Annotated in this window: 14 protein-coding genes and 1 tRNA gene; 2 read left to right on the top strand and 13 right to left on the bottom strand. The window is 53.0% G+C overall.

Annotated features, from left to right (window positions below; translation table 11 throughout):
- Nucleotides 1-49 precede the first annotated feature (49 nt).
- From dppA to ACQKDS_RS06545, 9 genes are all read right to left on the bottom strand, one after another.
- Nucleotides 50-1,657 (bottom strand): dipeptide ABC transporter periplasmic-binding protein DppA, encoded by a 1,608-nt coding sequence (gene dppA, locus ACQKDS_RS06585; protein WP_399667584.1) that lies wholly within the window; start codon nucleotides 1,655-1,657, stop codon nucleotides 50-52.
- A 742-nt stretch (nucleotides 1,658-2,399) separates the two neighbouring features.
- Nucleotides 2,400-4,091, bottom strand: a complete 1,692-nt coding sequence (locus ACQKDS_RS06580; protein WP_399667582.1) for a glycosyl hydrolase family 18 protein — start codon at nucleotides 4,089-4,091, stop codon at nucleotides 2,400-2,402.
- A 1,310-nt stretch (nucleotides 4,092-5,401) separates the two neighbouring features.
- Nucleotides 5,402-5,478: transfer RNA gene (locus tag ACQKDS_RS06575), tRNA-Pro, on the bottom strand.
- A gap of 120 nt (nucleotides 5,479-5,598) precedes the next feature.
- Nucleotides 5,599-6,930, bottom strand: coding sequence for an MFS transporter (locus ACQKDS_RS06570; RefSeq protein ID WP_399667580.1), 1,332 nt, complete (start codon nucleotides 6,928-6,930; stop codon nucleotides 5,599-5,601).
- A 94-nt stretch (nucleotides 6,931-7,024) separates the two neighbouring features.
- Nucleotides 7,025-8,554 carry a signal transduction histidine-protein kinase/phosphatase UhpB gene (gene uhpB / locus ACQKDS_RS06565; RefSeq protein WP_399667578.1) on the bottom strand — a complete coding sequence of 510 codons (1,530 nt, stop codon included), beginning with the start codon at nucleotides 8,552-8,554 and terminating at the stop codon, nucleotides 7,025-7,027.
- A complete protein-coding gene (uhpA, locus tag ACQKDS_RS06560; RefSeq protein ID WP_399667575.1) occupies nucleotides 8,551-9,141 on the bottom strand; it encodes a transcriptional regulator UhpA in 591 nt (196 codons plus the stop codon). Before uhpA ends, uhpB begins: the two co-directional genes overlap by 4 nt.
- A 187-nt stretch (nucleotides 9,142-9,328) precedes the next feature.
- Nucleotides 9,329-11,068, bottom strand: coding sequence for a kdo(2)-lipid A phosphoethanolamine 7''-transferase (gene eptB / locus ACQKDS_RS06555; RefSeq protein WP_399667572.1), 1,740 nt, complete (start codon nucleotides 11,066-11,068; stop codon nucleotides 9,329-9,331).
- 220 nt (nucleotides 11,069-11,288) lie between these two features.
- Nucleotides 11,289-11,714 (bottom strand): organic hydroperoxide resistance protein, encoded by a 426-nt coding sequence (locus tag ACQKDS_RS06550; RefSeq protein ID WP_399667569.1) that lies wholly within the window; start codon nucleotides 11,712-11,714, stop codon nucleotides 11,289-11,291.
- A 149-nt stretch (nucleotides 11,715-11,863) separates the two neighbouring features.
- A complete protein-coding gene (locus ACQKDS_RS06545; protein WP_399667567.1) occupies nucleotides 11,864-12,328 on the bottom strand; it encodes a MarR family winged helix-turn-helix transcriptional regulator in 465 nt (154 codons plus the stop codon).
- 95 nt (nucleotides 12,329-12,423) lie between these two features.
- On the opposite strand from ACQKDS_RS06545, the gene ACQKDS_RS06540 reads away from it, so the two are divergent.
- Complete coding sequence (locus ACQKDS_RS06540; protein WP_399667564.1) at nucleotides 12,424-13,029, top strand: HD domain-containing protein; 606 nt, start codon at nucleotides 12,424-12,426, stop codon at nucleotides 13,027-13,029.
- A gap of 39 nt (nucleotides 13,030-13,068) precedes the next feature.
- On the opposite strand, the gene ACQKDS_RS06535 is transcribed toward ACQKDS_RS06540, so the two are convergent.
- Both ACQKDS_RS06535 and bglF read right to left on the bottom strand, forming a co-directional pair.
- Complete coding sequence (locus ACQKDS_RS06535) at nucleotides 13,069-14,469, bottom strand: glycoside hydrolase family 1 protein (RefSeq protein WP_399667561.1); 1,401 nt, start codon at nucleotides 14,467-14,469, stop codon at nucleotides 13,069-13,071.
- A 12-nt stretch (nucleotides 14,470-14,481) separates the two neighbouring features.
- Nucleotides 14,482-16,401 carry a PTS beta-glucoside transporter subunit IIABC gene (bglF, locus tag ACQKDS_RS06530; RefSeq protein ID WP_399667558.1) on the bottom strand — a complete coding sequence of 640 codons (1,920 nt, stop codon included), beginning with the start codon at nucleotides 16,399-16,401 and terminating at the stop codon, nucleotides 14,482-14,484.
- Nucleotides 16,402-17,168: 767 nt separating this feature from the next.
- On the opposite strand from bglF, the gene ACQKDS_RS06525 reads away from it, so the two are divergent.
- A complete protein-coding gene (locus ACQKDS_RS06525) occupies nucleotides 17,169-17,918 on the top strand; it encodes an NAD-dependent epimerase/dehydratase family protein (protein ID WP_399667555.1) in 750 nt (249 codons plus the stop codon).
- Between the two features lie 33 nt (nucleotides 17,919-17,951).
- Here the strand turns inward: ACQKDS_RS06525 and ACQKDS_RS06520 are convergent, their stop codons facing one another.
- Nucleotides 17,952-18,575: a histidine phosphatase family protein gene (locus tag ACQKDS_RS06520; RefSeq protein WP_399667552.1), complete on the bottom strand. Its 624-nt coding sequence runs from the start codon at nucleotides 18,573-18,575 to the stop codon at nucleotides 17,952-17,954.
- A gap of 40 nt (nucleotides 18,576-18,615) precedes the next feature.
- On the bottom strand, nucleotides 18,616-19,266 hold the full coding sequence (locus ACQKDS_RS06515) for a response regulator transcription factor (protein WP_399667549.1): 651 nt from the start codon (nucleotides 19,264-19,266) through the stop codon (nucleotides 18,616-18,618).
- Nucleotides 19,267-19,269 lie beyond the last annotated feature (3 nt).

Genomic DNA, 19,269 nt, shown 5'->3' with positions numbered 1-19,269 from the left:
CAAGGGACACCGCCCCTGTTCGACCGTAACCTCGCCATCAGGTTAATCCTCAGTCGATTGATACCTTATCAAAGTGATGCTTGCCCAGCGGATCGACAACATAGCCTTTGACTTCTTTACGCACCGGCTCATAGACGGTGGAGTGAGCAATAATCAGCGCCGGAGCCTGCTCATGCATCACCACCTGTGCTTGTTTGTAAAGCTCGATGCGTTTGTTGTGATCGGCTTCGGCACGCGCCGGCTGAATCAACGCTTCAAACGGCTTATCACACCAGCGGGAGTAGTTAGAACCGTCTTTCGCCGCCGCACAGCTAAACAGCGTGGCGAAGAAGTTGTCTGGATCCCCATTATCCCCGGTCCAGCCCATCATTACCGTCTGGTGCTCGCCATCTTTAGCGCGCTTGAGATATTCACCCCACTCATAGGTCACAATTTTGGCCTTCACGCCAATCTTCGCCCAGTCAGACTGGATCATCTCAGCCATACGGCGCGCGTTCGGGTTGTACGGTCGCTGTACCGGCATCGCCCATAAATCAATGGTGAAGCCCTCCGGCATACCGGCTTCTTTCAGCAGTTCCTTCGCTTTCGCAGGATCGTAGGCATAATCTTTGATCGCGTCGTTGTAGCTCCACATGGTCGGTGGGATCAGGTTTTTCGCGGTCTGCCCCGCGCCCTGATACACCGCATCAATAATCGCGGATTTGTTCACCGACATCGTCAGTGCCTGACGCACTTTCAGATTATCCAGCGGCTTTTTCTCAACGTTGAACGCCAGATAGCCGATGTTCAGACCAGGCTGTTCCAGCAGCGTAATGTCCTTATCCTGCTTCATGCGAGCAATGTCAGCCGGGTTCGGGTACGGCATAATCTGACACTCATTTTTCTGCAGCTTCGCGTATCGCACCGACGCGTCTGGTGTGATGGAGAACACTAAGCGATCGATTTTCGGCTTGGTGCCCCAGTAACCGTCAAACGCTTTGTAGAGAATTTTGGAATCTTTTTGGTATTGCAGCAGTTGGAATGGTCCGGTGCCGACCGGGTTTAGATCGACGTTTTCTGGCGTACCGGCTTTCATCATGTTATCGGCATATTCCGCCGACAAGATAGAAGCAAAATCCATCCCTAAGTCAGCCAGAAACGGCGCTTCCGGGCGGGTCAAGATGAAACGCACAGTGTTATCGTCCACTTTTTCGACCTTGGCGATCAGATCCTGCATCCCCATCCCTTGGAAGTACTCATAGCTACCACCAGAGACTTTATGGTACGGATGTTTAGGATCCAACTGACGTTCGAAAGAGTACACGACGTCGTCAGCGTTGAAATCACGCGTGGGTTTGAAACCTTTGGTCGTCTGCCACTTCACGCCTTTGCGCAGATGGAAGGTATAGGTTTTACCGTCTTCGCTGACATCCCACTTCTCTGCCAGACCCGGCTCTAATTCGGTGGTGCCCGTTTTGAATTCGACCAGACGGTTGTAAATTGGCACGGAACTGGCATCGTAGGTGGTGCCAGAGGTGAACAGTTGCGGGTTAAAGCCTTCAGGCGAACCTTCAGAGCAGTAAACCAACGTTTTTGCCTGTACGCTAGCCGCAATGGTCAGCGCGACCAGCCCAATACCGAACTTCAGAATCCCCGATTTACCCAACGAATGTGTCATCGTGAGTGCTCCATTGTGTGATGTGGTGTGTGTCACCCCGTTATCCTTCACGTTACGTTTCATGGCTGCCCTTGCTCCTCCAGCAACTTACTGATGTAAGCGCACGAGAAAGTGAGGTGGCCGCGTTCCTGCAGCGTGAAGTCTCAGGGGGTATTTCCGTCAGACCCTATATTTTTTATTGCGCGGTCTGTACGGCGGTTGCCCGAAGGCAGAAAGGGTTAAGGCGCGAAAAACCGGATGGAACGCATCCTTGGGTAGGCGTTTGAGCGCGTGGAATTCACTCAAACAGCTTGCGCGCTAACCCCTGAGGGTAACAAATTGCCAACTGTTTGGGGTGGCGTCAATATAACCAATGGGGTTTTACGCAGTCTGTGAGAAACAGCAAACAAACATAAAAAAAACCTTTTTTTAACGTTTGCAGCATGAAAACTTATGCTATAGGCCAAAGGTCAGCGCAATACACTTCGTCAATCGGACAAGCTGGCGTTAAATTCCGATAAAAAACTAAAAAAGTTTGTTGCTGTATGATGAATATCTGAACGGTTATTTTTGTGATCGCCGTTAAAGACAGGATGAAATGCTGCGTACTTACTCGAAAGAGTGAGCCAAATGTGCGCAGTTTGATCGCACACCGATGACAATCTATGTGACGTAAAAAAACTTTCACCCAGTTAAACGCCGGGAGACAACGTTATCTCCCGGCGTGGTGAGCAGCTAACCCTCTTAAGTGGCGAGAAGGTGATTACTGCGCCGAACTGGTGTTACCCAAACTACGGTTCATGCTGTTGAGAATGTCGCCGTTGTCAGCATCAATTTCCCAAGAGAACAGCCCACCCAGTTGATTATCCAATACGTATTGACCTTTAGCCTGCACCGAACGCGGATCATCAAAGGTGATCAAATCGCCGGTCGACGGTTTAAAGACGTAAGGAGCCTCAGCCGTGGCGTCATAGTGGTATTGCCATTCACCGCTCATATATTCATTAGCGATCTGACGATAATCCACAATGCCATTTTCCCAGGTTCCTTTAACCGGGCCTGTCGCCGTACCGGTAAACGGATTGTTGTCTTGATAGCCATTCACACCGGTCCAACCACGGCCGTACTTGGCCGCGCCAACCACGATTTTACCCGGCTTGACGCCCTGGCTCAGTAACGCATTGACGCCATTCACGGTGGTGTAAGCCGTGTCGGGTTTCCACGCCGGGGCTTTCAACGCGGTCTGATGACCCAGATTGTTCAGATCAAATGCGCCATAGAAGTCATAGCTCATCAGGAAAATGTGATCCATGTAGTTTTGTGCCACGTTGTAATCGACTGCGTCGATTTTGTCCTTACCAGCACTGATCGCAGAGGTCAGCTCATACTGCTTGCCGGTTTCCTGCGACAGTTCATCCAACATAATGCGCAGCTCTTTCATCAGTTGGACGTAGGTTTCGCCATCTTCAGCACTACCGAGGTTCGGGTTAGCGCCTTTCCCGCCGGGGAATTCCCAGTCGATATCCACACCGTCAAAGAACTTCCAGGTTTGCAGGAATTCTTTCACCGACGCCACAAAACGGTCGCGCTTCACTTTATCGCCCATGAAGAAGAACGGGTCGGACAACGTCCAGCCGCCGATCGATGGCAGAATTTTCAGATCGGGCTGTGCCTGCTTCAACGCCATTAATTGACCAAAGTTGCCTTTGTACGGTTCATCCCATGCCGTGACACCCTTTTGCGATTTCTGCAGTGCCGCGAACGGATCGTGAATCGACACCTTGAAGTCCTCCCGCCCTTGGCAAGAACGTTGTAGCGCCTGGAAACTGCCTTCAATTTCTTTCAGACTGTCATTGATACCATCGCCGCCACAGATCGGAATAAATCCGTACAACACATGGGTCAGGTTTTGCGCTGGCATTTTATCCACGGTGAAATTACGGCCGTAAACGCCCCACTCAACAAAATATGAGCCGACGACTTTGCCTGAATCTTGTTTAAACGGTTTGTTCTTTTCCAATAAGGGTTCTTTTAGCGGCGCCAAGTGGCTACCATCGGTATCCGCCACCACGATTTCTTTGGCATCACTGAGAGTACAACCGTCGGCATTACATAATGCGACCTGCATTTGATAACGGCCGCCTTTATCAACTTTAAAGTTCGCCGTGCCAGACGCGCCGGTTGATGGTCCGGTCCACACTTCTTTGCCATCTAATAATACTTTTGCCGTACTTCCCGTATCGCCATTCCATAAATTCCAAGAGACGGCTACGTCAGCCGCATCTTTAATGGTCACCAGATTATTATAAGCCGTCGCAGCCTGATCGACTTCAATAATGGCGAACTTGGTATCGCCCCAAGCGATGGTAGGTTTCCCCGGTGGCGCGGCTTGCGCCGCAGAACACAACGTACTGCCGATCAACAACGCTAACAATGGTTTATTGAATTTGCGCATAACTGATTCCTTTAATTCCGAGAGGATAAAATTAAACTTTAATTCCATTGTCTATTGGCGAACGATCTCGCAATAATCATGAAATAATTAAAGTTATCAAAAATAAATAGACTTAATACACGCCGAAGATAAATAATTCAACGGCGCATACACAGACTATAGATAAAGGAAAAATTAATACAATAGCGCTATCAATCGGCTTTTATCGACATAGGATGAATTTTATTTAATTCACCTTCACCATCCCACAGTAAATATATAAAGTGAATATATTATAACCCTGTAATGAATATTTTCGTGGCCAGATACCGGCATGTCACACGATATGACATCAACCGTAGTGGCCGGGCATGCCCGGCCTATATTTAACCGCCGATGCTGCTGCGGGCGCGGCATGCCACGCCCCTACGATGGAGTCCGGGGACAATATGGGCAGGTGCAATTCACGTTCAGTGACAGACGATGCCAGCAATCACAACGTTCGTCGTGGCCGGGCATGCCCGGCCTGCATTTAACCGCCGAGGCTGCTGCGGGCGCGGCGTGCCACGCCCCTACGATGGAGGCCGGGGACAATATGGGCAGGTGCAATTCACGTTCAGTGACAGACGATGCCAGCTAACACCGGAGGCCGCACTGTGCGTAGTGGCCGGGCATGCCCGGCCTATATTTAACCGCTGAGGCTGCTGACGGGCGCGGCGTGCCACGCCCCTACGATGGAATCGGGGACATTATGGTCAGGTGCAATTCACGTTCATTGACAGACGATGCCAGCTAACACCGGAGGCCGCACTGTGCGTAGTGGCCGGGCATGCCCGGCCTGCATTTAACCGCCGATGCTGCTGCGGGCGCGGCGTGCCACGCCCCTACGATGGAGTCCGGGGACAATATGGGCATTGCGTTCGTCATAGCCGGACATCGACATACCGCACGGTATAACCTCAATCGTAGTGGCCGGGCACGCCCGGCCTATATTTAACCGCCGAGGCTGCTGACGGGCGCGGCGTGCCACGCCCCTACGATGGAGCTCGGTGGCAATATGGGCACGATGCCAGCAATCACAACGTTCGTAGTGGCCGGGCATGCCCGGCCTGTATTTAACCGCCGAGGCTGCTGACGGGCGCGGCGTGCCACGCCCCTGCGATGGAGGCCGGGGACAATATGGGCACGATGCCAGCAATCACAACGTTCGTAGTGGCCGGGCATGCCCGGCCTGCATTTAACCGCCGAGGCTGCTGCGGGCGCGGCATGCCACGCCTCTACGTAAACTCCAGACGTAAAAAAACCTGCTAAAAAGCAGGTTTTCTTGAAAGTGGTCGGCGAGAGAGGATTCGAACCTCCGACCCACTGGTCCCAAACCAGTTGCGCTACCAAGCTGCGCTACTCGCCGATGCGGGGCGCATCTTACTTCTGGCGAACCAGAGCGTCAATCACTTTTTCATATCCCTACTCCAAGTGCTGATAAAAACGGCGGATTAGCTAAGAAACAGGCAGCGTTTGCCATTAAACATCATACTTCGGCTGTTTTTAGCTTCGGTGACTGAGCGCGCAAAAACGGCAGCAGGAACAGCGCAGACAAGCAGGCCGCAATCGAGATCACCACGAAGAAACCATTCCAATGCCAGACTTCCATCACTCGGGCAATTGGGTAGCCAGATAGCGCTGCGCCCAGATAAGCGAACAAGCCGACAAAGCCGGTGGCTGCGCCCGCCGCGTCTTTATGCGAGCACTCCGCTGCGGCCATACCAATCAACATCTGAGGGCCAAAAATAAAGAAACCAATCGCGAAGAAACAGGCCGCCTGCAGCAGATAGGTGATACCCGGCATGATCCACAAAGCAGCAACCGACAAGAATATCCCGATAGCGAAGATCAAATTCATCGGCCCCCGGTTGCCACGGAACAGCTTATCGGAACCCCAACCGGCGACGAGCGAACCGATGAAGCCCCCCACTTCAAACAGCGAAATGGCTGAGTTCGCGGTCATCAACGAATAGCCCTTTTCCTGCGTCAAATACAGGTTCCCCCAATCGTTAATCGCGGTACGCACGATGTATACCAGCACGTAAGATACCGCCAACAGCCAGATATACTTGTTGGTTAACACGTAACGCTTGATGATTTGGCGGTTCGTCAGACCCTGGCCTTCGGATTCCTGCACTAATTCCATCGCGTCGTTACGCCATTTCCCCACGCTTGGTAACCCCATGGTCGAAGGCTTGTCACGCAGACGCCAGCACATCACCACCCCCAACACGACGCCGATAATGCCAGGAATAATCATGCCGTAGCGCCAACTGAAATGCAGCGAGATAAAACCAACCAGCAGCGGGATCAACGCGCCGCCCACGTTGTGCGAGGTGTTCCAAATTGCCCACCAGCCGCCGCGCTCCGAACGCGAATACCAACTGGTCAGGATTTTAGAACACGGCGGCCAACCCCAGCCCTGGAAGAAGGCATTGAGGATCCACAAGGTACCCAACATCAGCAACGATGAACTTAAACCGAAGAAAATGTTCAGCACGCCGGTCATGATTAATCCTAACCCCATGAAATAGCGAGGATTAGAACGATCGCTGATCATCCCGGAAATAAACTTCGAACAACCGTAAGTGATGTAAAATAGCGTGCCGAGGATACCGACGTCAGACATGGTCAGACCCAGATCGCTAAGCATCGCTGGCATGATGAAATTGAAACTTTTACGGGTGAAGTAAAATGCCGCGTAACCGATGTACATGGTGCACATCAGTTGGACACGCCAATATTTATAGCTGGCATCGATCTGTTGTTGATCGGCCACCTGCGGCGCGTCTGAGCGGCTTTTAAGGAAAGACCACATGGAAACCTCAGCGTTTTATGATAAGTGCCGCTATATTGCTGCGCGTACTCAGAATTACGCTAAGCCGGATTCCCTACCGGCCTAAGACAATTTCCTAGTTTTGGCAGATTGGTGCTGAAACTGTGGGTAAGATCACAGTGAGACAGGTGCCGTTATCCACCGTCAAATGCAACTGCCCCCCCAACGCGCTGATACGCTCGCGCATGCCACGCAGGCCATAACCGGGCACATGCTGCGCCATATCGATGCCAATACCATTATCGCGCAGCGTCAGGTGTATCTGCGGCAAGCCGCTGGCATCACGCAAGCGTGCATCGACATCAATCCGGCTGGCCTGCGCGTGACGACAGGCATTGGTCACCCCCTCTTGGCAAACGCGGTACAGCGTGATTTTCAACGTTTCGTCCAGCAATGTATCAGGGATCTGCCACTGCATACTGCCAATCATCGAGTCGTCTTGCGGCAACAATTCACGCAGCAGCGCCGCCACCGCGGCCGACAGCGGTAGATTATTCAGAGCCGCCGGCCACAACTGCGTCAAAACGTCATGCACCCCGTCATACACCCGCAACGCCAGCGCATCAATGGCATCAGCGCTGGTCAAGACCGCTGGCTGCGGTGCCAACCGTTTGATGATGCTGGCCTGCGTGCGGATCACCGTGATCGTCTGCCCCACTTCATCATGCAACTCACGCGCCACCGCACGCCGGGTTTGCTCTTCGGTGGTGACCAGTGCCCGTGCCAACTGCCGGTTTTCGCTTAATCGCCGCCGCAATTGCTGATTCAGTTCGCGCTGGCGCTGTATGCCAGCCCCCAACAACAAACCGGTCAGGCTTTGTGCCAACAGTGACAGCAACAGGTCACGATGAGCGTCGGGCGTCGGTGGCTCACCGGCCACCAGCACCACCCCATTGAGCAAGGTTGCCAATAGCGCCCCCTGCCAGCCATAGCGATAAGCCATAAACACAATCGGGATCGCCAGACAAAAGGGAGCAAAACGCCTTAGCTCGCCGACATTCACTTGCTGTTGCAACCAGATACTCAGCGCGAATAACAGGACATAACTGGCCAGGTGGCGCAGGCGTAACCTAATGGGTTTATGAATCAGTCCCGGTTCAAGCGGCACCCAGATCTGACGCGCCAGATAGTGCCACAGCAACAGACAGGTTGGCGCAATCGTGAAACCGCCCGCTAATCCCAGCAACAACACCCTCGCACCATCACCGTTGATCACTTGCCACACCGCCGCTTGCACCAGCGCGGCGGCAGCCACCACTGCGCCTTGCAACAACGGCCAGCGCCATTCGCTGTCGCTTTGCTGATGGCGCAACAACCACGGTGAGGCCCAAGAACTAAGCAACAACGTCAGCACCAGCACCAACAACGACGCCCACAGCGCCGGGCCGTAACCAAACTGATCCGCCAGTAAGAGCATCAGCAAAACATCGCCCAGTACGATTCCCGGCCAAAAACGATACGGGCTTTGCAGCAAGATCCCCATCCGTAATCCGAATGGAAACAGCAGCATCGCCTGCCACGGCGGGTCGATCAACGCAGTGCCGATCCCCCACAGACAAAAAGCGCTGGTCGCATAGATAAAAAACAGCGCAAGGGTAGTAATCACAGATTCAGCATCCGTTTCGCCAGCTCGACGTTGTTATTAATGCCCAACTTAGCGAACAGGTTAGCGCGATGCACATGAACGGTTTTCGGTGAAAGACCCAGTTCTGCGGCAATGCTACGCACGTCAAGACCCTGCGCCAGCAATAAAGCGATTTCGCGCTCGCGTCGAGTCAATGGATCCTGATTAATCCGTGCCAATTGCTGGGCAATTTCCGGCATCAAATACACCCCGCCAGCAGCCACGGTGCGTACCGCCGTGATCAAATCTTCCGGCTTGCAGCGTTTGGACAAAAAACCGCTGGCACCGCGCGACAGCGCCAGTTCCACCAGCGCTGGATTATCATGCATCGACAGCATGACGACCCGAATTCCGGACGGAATATCCGCCAGTAAATCCAACCCGCTGCCATCCGGCATGGAAATATCGCAGATACAGATTTCCGCTTCTAGCCCCGGCAGCGATGCCCGCGCCTGTGCTGCGCTACTGAATTCACCGACCACCTGAATATCGGCCTCTAACGACAGCAGTTGTACAAAGCCCGATCGCACAATGTCATGATCGTCAATAAACGCCACGCGCAAGGTCATGGAAAGCTCCGCATTAAGGGGGAAAGACGCAAGTATACCGTAAGCGTGAGCCAGATTAATTGACAGGGGGAATGTATTAAACCAAACCGGGCGCGATGCGCCCGGCCAGATTACCGATAATGTGGTGGTTCGCGTCGGGCGTAGATTCGCAACATGGCAAATCTACGCCATCAACACCCTTCTCGCATTATGGCTTGGACACTGCCGATGTGGTCGGCGCGGAGGGTAAAGGCGCAGCTTTGGCGGATAATGGCGCAACCTGCGGGTTGTTACACCAGTTATTCTTAGCAACGATGCCACCATCCGGGGAGGTATAACCCAAACAGCCCAAAATGGTGTCAAACAGTTCCACATGGCGGTGGGTTTTGCCAATGCGCTGTTGCGCCTGCAATTGTTCAAAGGCACTGCGGTGGTTGGCCTCTTCCAGATACTTATCGGAAGCCCACACAATCATCGGCACGCGGAACTGCTCCGGCGGTGCCATTTCACGCGGTGTACCGTGCAGATGCGAGTTCTCACCGATCGATTCACCATGATCGGAGGCATAAAACACTATCGCTTTCTTATCACGCACCTGATCGATCACTTTATCGATAAAGGTGTCGGTATACAGCACCGTATTGTCGAACGCGTTGATCAAGTGTTCTTTAGAACAAGAATCATCCACGCCCATGCACTCTGGTTGATAGCGGGCATATTCGCGCGGATAGCGCTGCGAATACAGATAATGCGAGCCTTTAGTGTGCAAAATGACCAAATGCTTACCTTGCGGATAACGCTTCAGTGACTCCTTCATCTCATTCACTAATAGCATGTCATCCACCGATTTTCCGTCATTGCGCTTTTCCGAGGCAATCATCTCGCGGAAAGAGTAATTATTCACTTCGGTATTGTTGTAGAACCACACTTCACTCTGCATGGCAAACAGCTCAGAGGTAAAGCCCAACTCTTTCAGCACCGCAAATATGTTCTGCTCTTTCAGCGTACGCTGCGGGTTATCGGCTGTCCCGCCTTCACGCACGAACATGCAGCGTAGCGACAGCTTGGTCGAGGTATCGCAGGACTCCCCCCGAAACGCCACCAGATTCTTCTCTTTCGACAGCTTCGGCGTAGTATCGCGGCTATAGCCCAGTATGCCCATGTGATCCCAACGGGTGGTTTCACCGATGATAAACACCACATAGGTATCATCGATGCCCGGCGGTGCAACATAGGTAAAGTTTTTTGCCGGATCAAACAGATTGGCCGCGTCCAGGCTTTCATCGTAGCGGGTATAGGCAAACAGCCCCAGCGCCGAAATCCAGTTGGACGGCAGGTAGGAGTGAGCCACCACGCCGCCGTAGCTGGGCAAATCGATGTTGGTGATCTTTTCCTGTGCACTCTGCTCTTTGTCCAGCGTCCGCAGCGGCAGCCATACCAACGCTATCACCGCTAACATAATCAACAACGGCTTGACGCGCTGGCCGGGCGTTTTGAGCTGCTCGAGCAACGTATTACGCAGGTTGTTCTGCCAAATAAGCAGCAGCGGCAACGCGCTGACCACCACCATCCACACGGCAAAGTGCAGGCCGACCACCTCTTTCGACAAGTCAATATCGGTAGTCATAACCGACACCACAATACCGTAGCCGATCACCACGTTGAAGAACGTCATATAGTAACTGGCGGCAACGGAGATCAGCACCAGCAACGAGGCGACGATACGGTAAAACAACCGCCCGCCAAGCGACACCAGCCGCATAATGAAGAAGGTAAAGAGCACGATGGCGACCACTTCTGTCACGGCTGAAATGACCTTAATCCCCTGAATGCCGTGCGCAAATGAATCAAAACGACGATAAAAAACGGAAAGGTTGAGAAATATGCCGATATAGATCGCTAACAATAACGATAAATTCTGCTGCGATAGCGATTTTACTTTGTTCATCTAAAACGGTGGCTCCGGGGGGATTTTTAACAGTTCTGAAACAGTCAGACACTCAATACGTTGGCAGGTTCAGCCGAGCGGCAATAAGCGCTATTTTTAGCTCAAGAAGCAAGTAAATTATCACAAAATAGGCATTTATTGCCGCTTTTGTGCATTAGGCAGGAGAATTTTCAGGCAGGAAAAAGGAGGGTTTCCCCTCCGCTACGGTTGAATATGTCGCTTACTTCACGTTCAGCGTGACATCAATATTGCCACGGGTGGCGTTGGAATAAGGGCATACTACATGGGCTTTCTTGACCAAATCCTCTGCCACACTGCGCTCAATACCCGGCAGGCTGATGTCTAATTGCACTTCAATGCCAAACCCATTAGGTATTTCACCAATGCCGACAGTGCCTTCGATCGCGGCTTCCGCGGGGATCTTAACGTGCTCTTTCGCTGCGACAAACTTCAACGCACCCAGGAAGCAGGCGGAATAACCCGCGGCAAACAGCTGTTCTGGGTTAGTCACTTCACCACCTGCGCCACCCATTTCTTTTGGTACGCCGAGTTTTACGTCCAACACGCCGTCGGATGAGGTCGCACGGCCATCACGGCCACCGGTCGCTTTTGCATGAGCACGGTAAACTACTTTCTCAATAGACATTCTTGTTTCCTTCTGTCGAGTTGGAGAGCAACGGCGGTGAAAAGAGCTTCCTCGCCACTGCCATTAAGTTTAACACGATTAAATCGTACACTATATATTAGTCACTTTCAGTGTAGTCGAGGATTGACGCTTCGCCATCTCGTGCAACATCAAATCTGCTTGATCAACCTGTCACGCAAGCTTTCGAGTTGCTGCTTTATATTCTTCACTTCGTCCAGGCTGCACTCCGTCGCGCACATCACCGCTTCCGGCACCGATTGCGCTTTATCGCGCAAAAGGCGGCCCGCATCGGTCAACGCAACAATGACCTGCCGTTCATCATTGATGGCACGGGAACGCAGCAACAAACCGGACGCTTCCATCCGCTTTAACAGCGGCGTCAGGGTGGCAGAATCCAGAAACAAACGCTCGCCGATGGCCGAAACCGTGATTTCATCCCTTTCCCACAGCACCAGCATCACCAAATATTGCGGATAGGTCAGATCGAGCTGATTTAGCAACTTGCGATACACCTTGTGCAGCGCCAAATTGGTTGAATACAGAGCAAAACACATCTGCTGATCGAGCAGCAGCCTGTTTTTTTCGTTGAGTGAAGTGGGTTGTTGACTTTTCATGACCTCAATATAGATAGCGCACGATGTTATAGCAAGCTAGTTTTTAAACACTGTGCTATTTTTTAGAGAGGAAGGTGCCTTAAGGAGAAAAGGATATGACGACCATACTGGTAGAACGTGCACGTCGCTACGCCACCAAGGCGCACGCGGCCATCGATCAGCGCCGTAAATACACCCACGCACCTTATATCGTCCACCCGCAAGCGGTCATGGAGATCGTGCGCAGTGTCCCGCACACCGAAGCAATGCTGGCGGCTGCCTGGCTACATGATACGGTGGAAGACACGCCAACCACGCTAACCGACATTGAACGTCATTTTGGTCACCCGGTGGCAGAGTTAGTCGCGATGCTGACTAACGTCAGCAAAAAGGGTGAGGGTAACCGTTTTGAGCGGAAAAACCGCGATCGTCAACATAGCGCTAACGCCTCACCGCAGGCAAAAACCATCAAACTGGCGGATATGATCGACAATACCCGCTCGCTATTAAGCTACGACAGCCACTTCGCGCGCACCTATCTGGTCGAAAAACAACGGTTGCTCGACGTCCTCACCGAAGGCGATAACACGCTCTGGCACGAGGCAAACCACATCGTCGAGCACGGGTTGGCGGCACTGCGCTTGCCGCCGCACAATGTGCCCGCAAGCTGGTTTGAACACCAGCACCGGCGTTATCGCGACAGTGAGCCACAGGTGCGCTAATGCCGTAAGCGGGGGTGACAGTGCCAATACATCACACCCTCAGTCTTTCTTCAGGCTCTTCCCGTTGCTGCGGATCACATCGCGATACCAGTAAAAACTTTTTTTACGTCGGCGCGCCAAACTGCCATTGCCCGCATCATCGCGATCGACGTAAATAAAGCCGTAGCGTTTAGACATTTCAGCTTTTGATGCGCTGACTAAATCGATCGGCCCCCAACTGGTGTACCCCATGACATCGACGCCGTCATCAATGGCTTCAGCCACCTGCACCAAATGGTCATTCAGATAATTAATACGGTAATCATCATTAATGCTGCCATCGGCTTCGATAGAATCTTTAGCCCCCAGCCCGTTTTCAACGATGAACAGCGGTTTTTGATAACGGTCGTACAGCACATTGAGCAGGTAACGCAGCCCGATTGGATCAATTTGCCATCCCCATTCGGAACTGACCAAATGCGGATTCGGCACCATATTCAGGATATTGCCGCGCGTCGTGTGGTTCTGCGCCTCGTCAGTGGTCACACAACCGCTCATATAATAACTAAAGGAGATGAAATCAACGGTTTCGCGCAACGCCAACCGATCTTCGTCACTCACCTCCAGCTGAATACCGTTCTCACGGAAAAAACGTTGCATATAGGCAGGGTAATAACCGCGCGCCTGTACATCGCCAAAGAACAGCCAATCGCGGTTTTGACGCTGGGTTTCCAGCACGTCTTCCGGCCGACAGCTCAGCGGATAGAGCATTCCCCCGAGCAGCATATTGCCAATTTTACCGTTGGGCACAATCTCATGGCAGGCCTTAACCGCATTCGCACTGGCCACCAGTTGATGGTGAATCGCCTGATAAATGTCACCTTTACTGCTGTTCTCCGGCAAACCAACACCGGTAAAGGGCGCATGCAATGACATGTTGATTTCGTTAAAGGTCAGCCAGTGTTTTACTTTATGTTTATAGCGCTCAAACACCGTGCGCGCATAGCGGTCGAAAAACGCAATGGTCTGCCGGCTGCCCCAGCCGCCGTATTTTTGCGTCAGCGCATACGGCATTTCGTAATGCGATAACGTAATCAGCGGTTGAATACCGTACTTGGCCATCTCATCAAATAGCCGATCGTAAAACGCCAACCCCGCTTCATTCGGCGTCTCCTCGTCACCCTGCGGGAAAATACGCGTCCAAGCGATCGATGTGCGCAAGCATTTGAAGCCCATTTCCGCAAACAGCGCGATGTCTTCCGGGTAACGATGGTAGAAATCGATCGCCACATCTTTAATCCCGCTGTCACCCGCCTCACGCGGGGTCAACGCGCCAAAAATGCCCTGCGGTTGCACATCGGAGGTAGAAAGCCCTTTACCTTCACTCAGGTAAGCGCCTTCTACCTGATTGGCCGCTACCGCCCCGCCCCACAGAAAGTGCTCAGGGAATTGACTGCTCATCGCATTCTCCTCTTAACGTAATAAAGTCAGTAACGGTGCCTGTTCCTGCACCGCAGTAGCATCACTGACCAACACATCAACATAGTCGTCGCTATTGCTGATGATAATCGGCGTGGTGATGTCATATCCGGCCGCGCGGATCGCCGCCAGATCGAACTCGATCAACAGATCGCCCTGCTTGATCCGATCGTTCTGATCGACGTGCGTGGTAAAGAACTGGCCGTCGAGTTTGACCGTATCGATACCGATGTGAATCAACACCTCAGCCCCCTCATCCGACGCAATACCTATCGCATGTTTGGTTCTAAACAGCGAAGCCACGTAACCATCGACCGGGGCCACCACCCGCCCATTCTGCGGCACAATCGCAACCCCTTTGCCCAGTAAACCGCTGGCGAAGGTCACATCATTGACCTGTTCAAGTGGCACCCGCTCACCGGCCATTGGGCTGGCGATCTGCTGTGCGCGGTTCAATAACGCCGCGGCTGGCGGTTGATCTGTGGCGTTGTCCGGCTCAGTTTCGGTTGCGGTTGCGGTTGCGGTTGCGGTTGCGGTTGCGGTTGCGGTTTCCGCAGGCATGCCAAAGCAATAGCTGGCAATGGCGGCAATCAAGAACGACAGCAGCGTGCCGACAATCGCGCCCCATACCGTCGCATCGATGCCACCTGCGGGTATGATTTGTGCGAAGGTAAAGAGACTGACCAGCCCAAAGGAGTAGGTCGCCGTGTGGAAATACCCCACCACCGCGCCCCCCACTGCGCCGCCGATACAGCCAAAAATAAACGGCCGTTTGTTTGGCAAGGTCACACCGTAAACCGCCGGTTCGGTCACACCGAAAAGACCGGCGCTGACCGCGGATCCCGCCAAAGCACGCAGTTTGACATCGCGGGTGCGCAACATCACGCCAAGTGCAGCGCCGGTTTGCCCCATTACCGCCGGCAGCAACAGCGGTAGCAGGGTATCGCGGCCCATCACGCTGAGATTATTAATCATCAGCGGTACCAGCCCCCAATGCAGACCAAAGATGACGCAAACCTGCCACAGCGCGCCCATAAATGCGCCGGCAATCATTGGGTTAATGGCATAAACCGCCTGATAGCCGTTAGCCAAAAGGTGACTGAGCCAAGTGGACGCCGGGCCGATCAGCAAAAACGTCAGTGGCACGGTGATCGCCAGACACAGCATTGGCGTTGTAAAATTACGCAGCGAGCTGAACACCATGCGGTTAAACCACGGTTCCAACTTGCACGACACCCAAGCCGCAAAAATAATCGGGATAACCGATGAGCTGTAGTTGATAAACGTGACCGGGATACCCAAGAAATATTCCGTCGCCGCGCCGGGCTGTTGGCTACTCTCGAATGCGGCAATCATCAGCGGATGGGTCAACGCGCCGCCAATCGTCATGGTGATAAAGGGGTTGCCGCCAAATTTCTTACCCGCGGTATACCCCAACATAATCGGGAAGAAATAGAACAACGCATCGCTGGCGGCAAAAAGCAGCCGATAGGTGCCACTCTCCTGCGATAACCCATCCATCACCAGCGCCAACGCCAAGAAGCCCTTAAGAATGCCGGACGCTGCCATCACCCCCAGCAGTGGAGTAAAAATTCCCGACACCACATCGATAAAGCGGCTGAACAGATTGTCGGTCTTGCCGTCATCGGTCACCGGCGCGCCATCCTGCCACCCCGCCGCCTGATTGATTGCGGCATACACCTCGCCGACATGGCTGCCCACCACCACCTGAAACTGACCACCGCTCTCAACCACCATGATCACACCGGGATTGCCCTTCAATACCGCGGCCTCCGCTTTACTGCGATCGCGCAACTTAAAGCGTAATCGGGTCGCACAGTGCTCCAGACTGTTCACATTGTCACGGCCACCGACACCGGCCAAAATTTCACTGGCTAGTTGTTGATATTTCATCTGATTATCCTTAACTCCCTGATTCGACGGTACCACCAGCAACGCAGTGGCCAAACGCGACGGTAAAGTTCCGAGCAAAAAAAAACCTAAACCCCGTGCCTTCTGCGCCCAGCATGGGTTCAACAGAAGCACGAGGTTTAGGTTTTGCCTGCCGAAGCAGTGACAACCCTAAAGCGGCTGAGTGATGACGTTAACACCGTGTTTTTTGCCGCGGCAAGCGTTTAACGTGGCAAAGTACGGAAATGTGATCGCGCAGGCAAAACGGCGGCTAACCGGTAACAATCGTAGATTTCGTCACCGCCGACACCCGGGCATCAGCGGATGCCCAGGCAACACCAAACATACGATAGACGCATAAGGTTTACTAATTGAATTATTCAGCTTGTGTTTATTATGACGCGTATCTTTTCTGGCAGGTATTTCCAAACACTGGCCGATAAACAACAAGAAACAGTGTGTAGATTTGGCCGACGACGCGGAAAACAACAACGGTAAAATAAAGACAAAAATAACGAATTACGCTGTTTAACCCCCACAATAAGGTTATTTACCTTAACCTCTCCAGTCGTCTAAATAAGCCAACCTGCTTCCTCCCCTCTCGATTTACGTTGCTTTCATTGCGTGACTCTCCAACGCCCAACAGGAAGGCTAAGCGCACCCTTTCATTGATCTAAATCATCAGAAAAACTGATATTAGGCTGGACAAGAATTATTTAGCATATTAATACTGTGGCTCTGCGTAATTTGCTTTAGGGATGAAAAGAGTCATGACATTGCGTACAGATATGGGAAGAATCCTGATCACCGGTGCCGGGGGGCGTGTAGCGAGCGTTTATCGTCAGGCAATGGCGGGCCGCCACGCGCTGCGGCTGGCGGATCGCGACCACCGTCTGTTGACCGATATCGCTACCGATGATCAAGTCGTCACCTTTGACATCACCGATCTCCCCGCCTGCCGTGACGCCTGTACGGGCATCGATACCGTGCTGCACCTGGCGGCCGAACCCTCGCCTGACGCGGATTTTTGTGACTCGTTGAAAGACAATAATATTCTCGGTACTTTTAATATCTTTCGCGCCGCAAAAGACGCCGGGTGTCGGCGAGTGGTATTCGCCAGCAGCGCACAGGCGGTAGAAGGTTATCCGTTGGATTATCAGGTGCGCCCGGCCGATGCCCCACGACCAAAGAATTTATACGGCGCGAGCAAAGCGTTTGGGGAAGGTATCGCCGCCTATTTTGCCCATCAGGAAAAGCTTTCCGCGCTGTCGGTGCGTATCGCCAACTTCACCACGCTGACGACCGAACACCACCCCAGCGCCCGTGAAATGAGCGCCTATCTCAGCCATCGCGACGCCGTCGATCTGCTCGATCGCTGCATTCGTATCAAAGACGTACATCACGCAGTGGTTCACGGCATCTCCAACAACCGTTATAAACGGCTGTCATTGACTGAAACCTCCCACCTATTGAATTACCATCCGCAGGATGACGCTTTCAGCCTGTTTGGCTTCGTCTAACAGGAATTAACACTAGGCAGGACAATGCGGCGTTCAGATCGGCGCTTGACGTAGCGCAAGCAAGTGGGTCGCAATGCCCCAATGCTGTAACGTCAGCCCACTGGCCGTGGTGTCCACAATGGAATAGCTGCAACTGAGGTGACTGTATTTACTGGTTTCCTCGCGCAGATTGGCACCTTGCAACTGCCAAATCAACGCCTGTAACGCATAACCGTGGGTGACGACGCCCACCGTACCCCGGTGATGGGGGGAAAAGCTGGCGAAAAATGACATTAAACGCTGCACCACCTGCACGGCCGATTCCCCCTGCGGGGCAATGGCAGACGGTACCCCGGAAAAAATCTGGGCGAAACCTGCGGGATCGCGGGACAACGCCTGATGATAGGGCTGGCCTTGGTAACAACCAAAATGCTGCTCATATAAGCGTACATCACTGCTCACATTGCAATGGCAGTAGGCCGCCAGCGCCTGTGCGGTGGTCATCGCACGGCCAGAAGGGGAGCTGATAATCTGTGAAAGCTGGCAATGTTTCAACACCCCCATCAGCGCAGCCAACTGCCGATGGCCTTCTACCGTCAGCGGGCTATCAAGCTGTCCTTGAATGATCCCGTCACGATTTCCTTGTGATTCTGCATGTCTGACGACGATAAAGCGCATAGCCCCTCCTCCATGATGAAGGTAACTATAGACCATGCCGCTAACGTTGTGGGGAAAGTTGATTCTGCCGTAAAACAGGCGATTGTAACGCCACGATCCCCTGCCTCAACCAGCAGTACAGCTCGGTATTACGCTGAAATCCCATTTTGCGCATGACGCTCATTTTGTGATTACTGGCAGTCTTGACGCTAATATCCAAGCTGCGGGCAATGTCGGAAATCCGCATTTCCTGCTTCATACACAGCATGATTTCCTGTTCACGCTGCGTGAGTAAATGCTGCAAACAGCTACAGTCGTCAACGCGATGATATACATCGTTCGGTTGAGCCTGACGTTGCCCCAGCGCCACCGTCACCTTATGCACTATCGCCGCCCGCGACATATCATGGTAAATCACACCGCATTCCGACAAACAGTGAGGGGAAAACCGCCGCTTACGCCGATTCTCTGGGCGACGCAGGGCAAAATACAGCGGATTAGACGCGCCGACCAGCGACGCATAGTGACAAAAACAGCTCGGGTTGCCGAACGGGAAATAGTGAAAAATCAAATCAGCCTCATGCACATGCTGCCGATCAACGCGATGCGTCTCAATGTTAAGGGCAGCGAAATGGGCGGCTAACGCAGAGAATAGCCCCTCGGCAAAATAGCTATTCTCGTCAAATATAGCCAATGACATCACGGATTTCATGCT

Source organism: Serratia sp. NPDC078593 (genome assembly GCF_050268245.1).
Lineage (GTDB): Bacteria > Pseudomonadota > Gammaproteobacteria > Enterobacterales > Enterobacteriaceae > JBNNGK01.
Note: the sequence above shows the minus strand (reverse complement) of the source record. Positions and strands in the feature narration are given on the sequence as shown.

Excerpts from the sequence above, each read along its gene's own strand:
- dppA (WP_399667584.1), bottom strand. The coding sequence starts at position 1,657 with ATGACACATTCGTTGGGTAAATCGGGGATTCTGAAGTTCGGTATTGGG.
- ACQKDS_RS06580 (WP_399667582.1), bottom strand. The coding sequence starts at position 4,091 with ATGCGCAAATTCAATAAACCATTGTTAGCGTTGTTGATCGGCAGTACG.
- ACQKDS_RS06570 (WP_399667580.1), bottom strand. The coding sequence starts at position 6,930 with ATGTGGTCTTTCCTTAAAAGCCGCTCAGACGCGCCGCAGGTGGCCGAT.
- uhpA (WP_399667575.1), bottom strand. The coding sequence starts at position 9,141 with ATGACCTTGCGCGTGGCGTTTATTGACGATCATGACATTGTGCGATCG.
- eptB (WP_399667572.1), bottom strand. The coding sequence starts at position 11,068 with ATGAACAAAGTAAAATCGCTATCGCAGCAGAATTTATCGTTATTGTTA.
- ACQKDS_RS06550 (WP_399667569.1), bottom strand. The coding sequence starts at position 11,714 with ATGTCTATTGAGAAAGTAGTTTACCGTGCTCATGCAAAAGCGACCGGT.
- ACQKDS_RS06545 (WP_399667567.1), bottom strand. The coding sequence starts at position 12,328 with ATGAAAAGTCAACAACCCACTTCACTCAACGAAAAAAACAGGCTGCTG.
- ACQKDS_RS06540 (WP_399667564.1), top strand. The coding sequence starts at position 12,424 with ATGACGACCATACTGGTAGAACGTGCACGTCGCTACGCCACCAAGGCG.
- ACQKDS_RS06535 (WP_399667561.1), bottom strand. The coding sequence starts at position 14,469 with ATGAGCAGTCAATTCCCTGAGCACTTTCTGTGGGGCGGGGCGGTAGCG.
- bglF (WP_399667558.1), bottom strand. The coding sequence starts at position 16,401 with ATGAAATATCAACAACTAGCCAGTGAAATTTTGGCCGGTGTCGGTGGC.
- ACQKDS_RS06525 (WP_399667555.1), top strand. The coding sequence starts at position 17,169 with ATGACATTGCGTACAGATATGGGAAGAATCCTGATCACCGGTGCCGGG.
- ACQKDS_RS06520 (WP_399667552.1), bottom strand. The coding sequence starts at position 18,575 with ATGCGCTTTATCGTCGTCAGACATGCAGAATCACAAGGAAATCGTGAC.
- ACQKDS_RS06515 (WP_399667549.1), bottom strand. The coding sequence starts at position 19,266 with ATGAAATCCGTGATGTCATTGGCTATATTTGACGAGAATAGCTATTTT.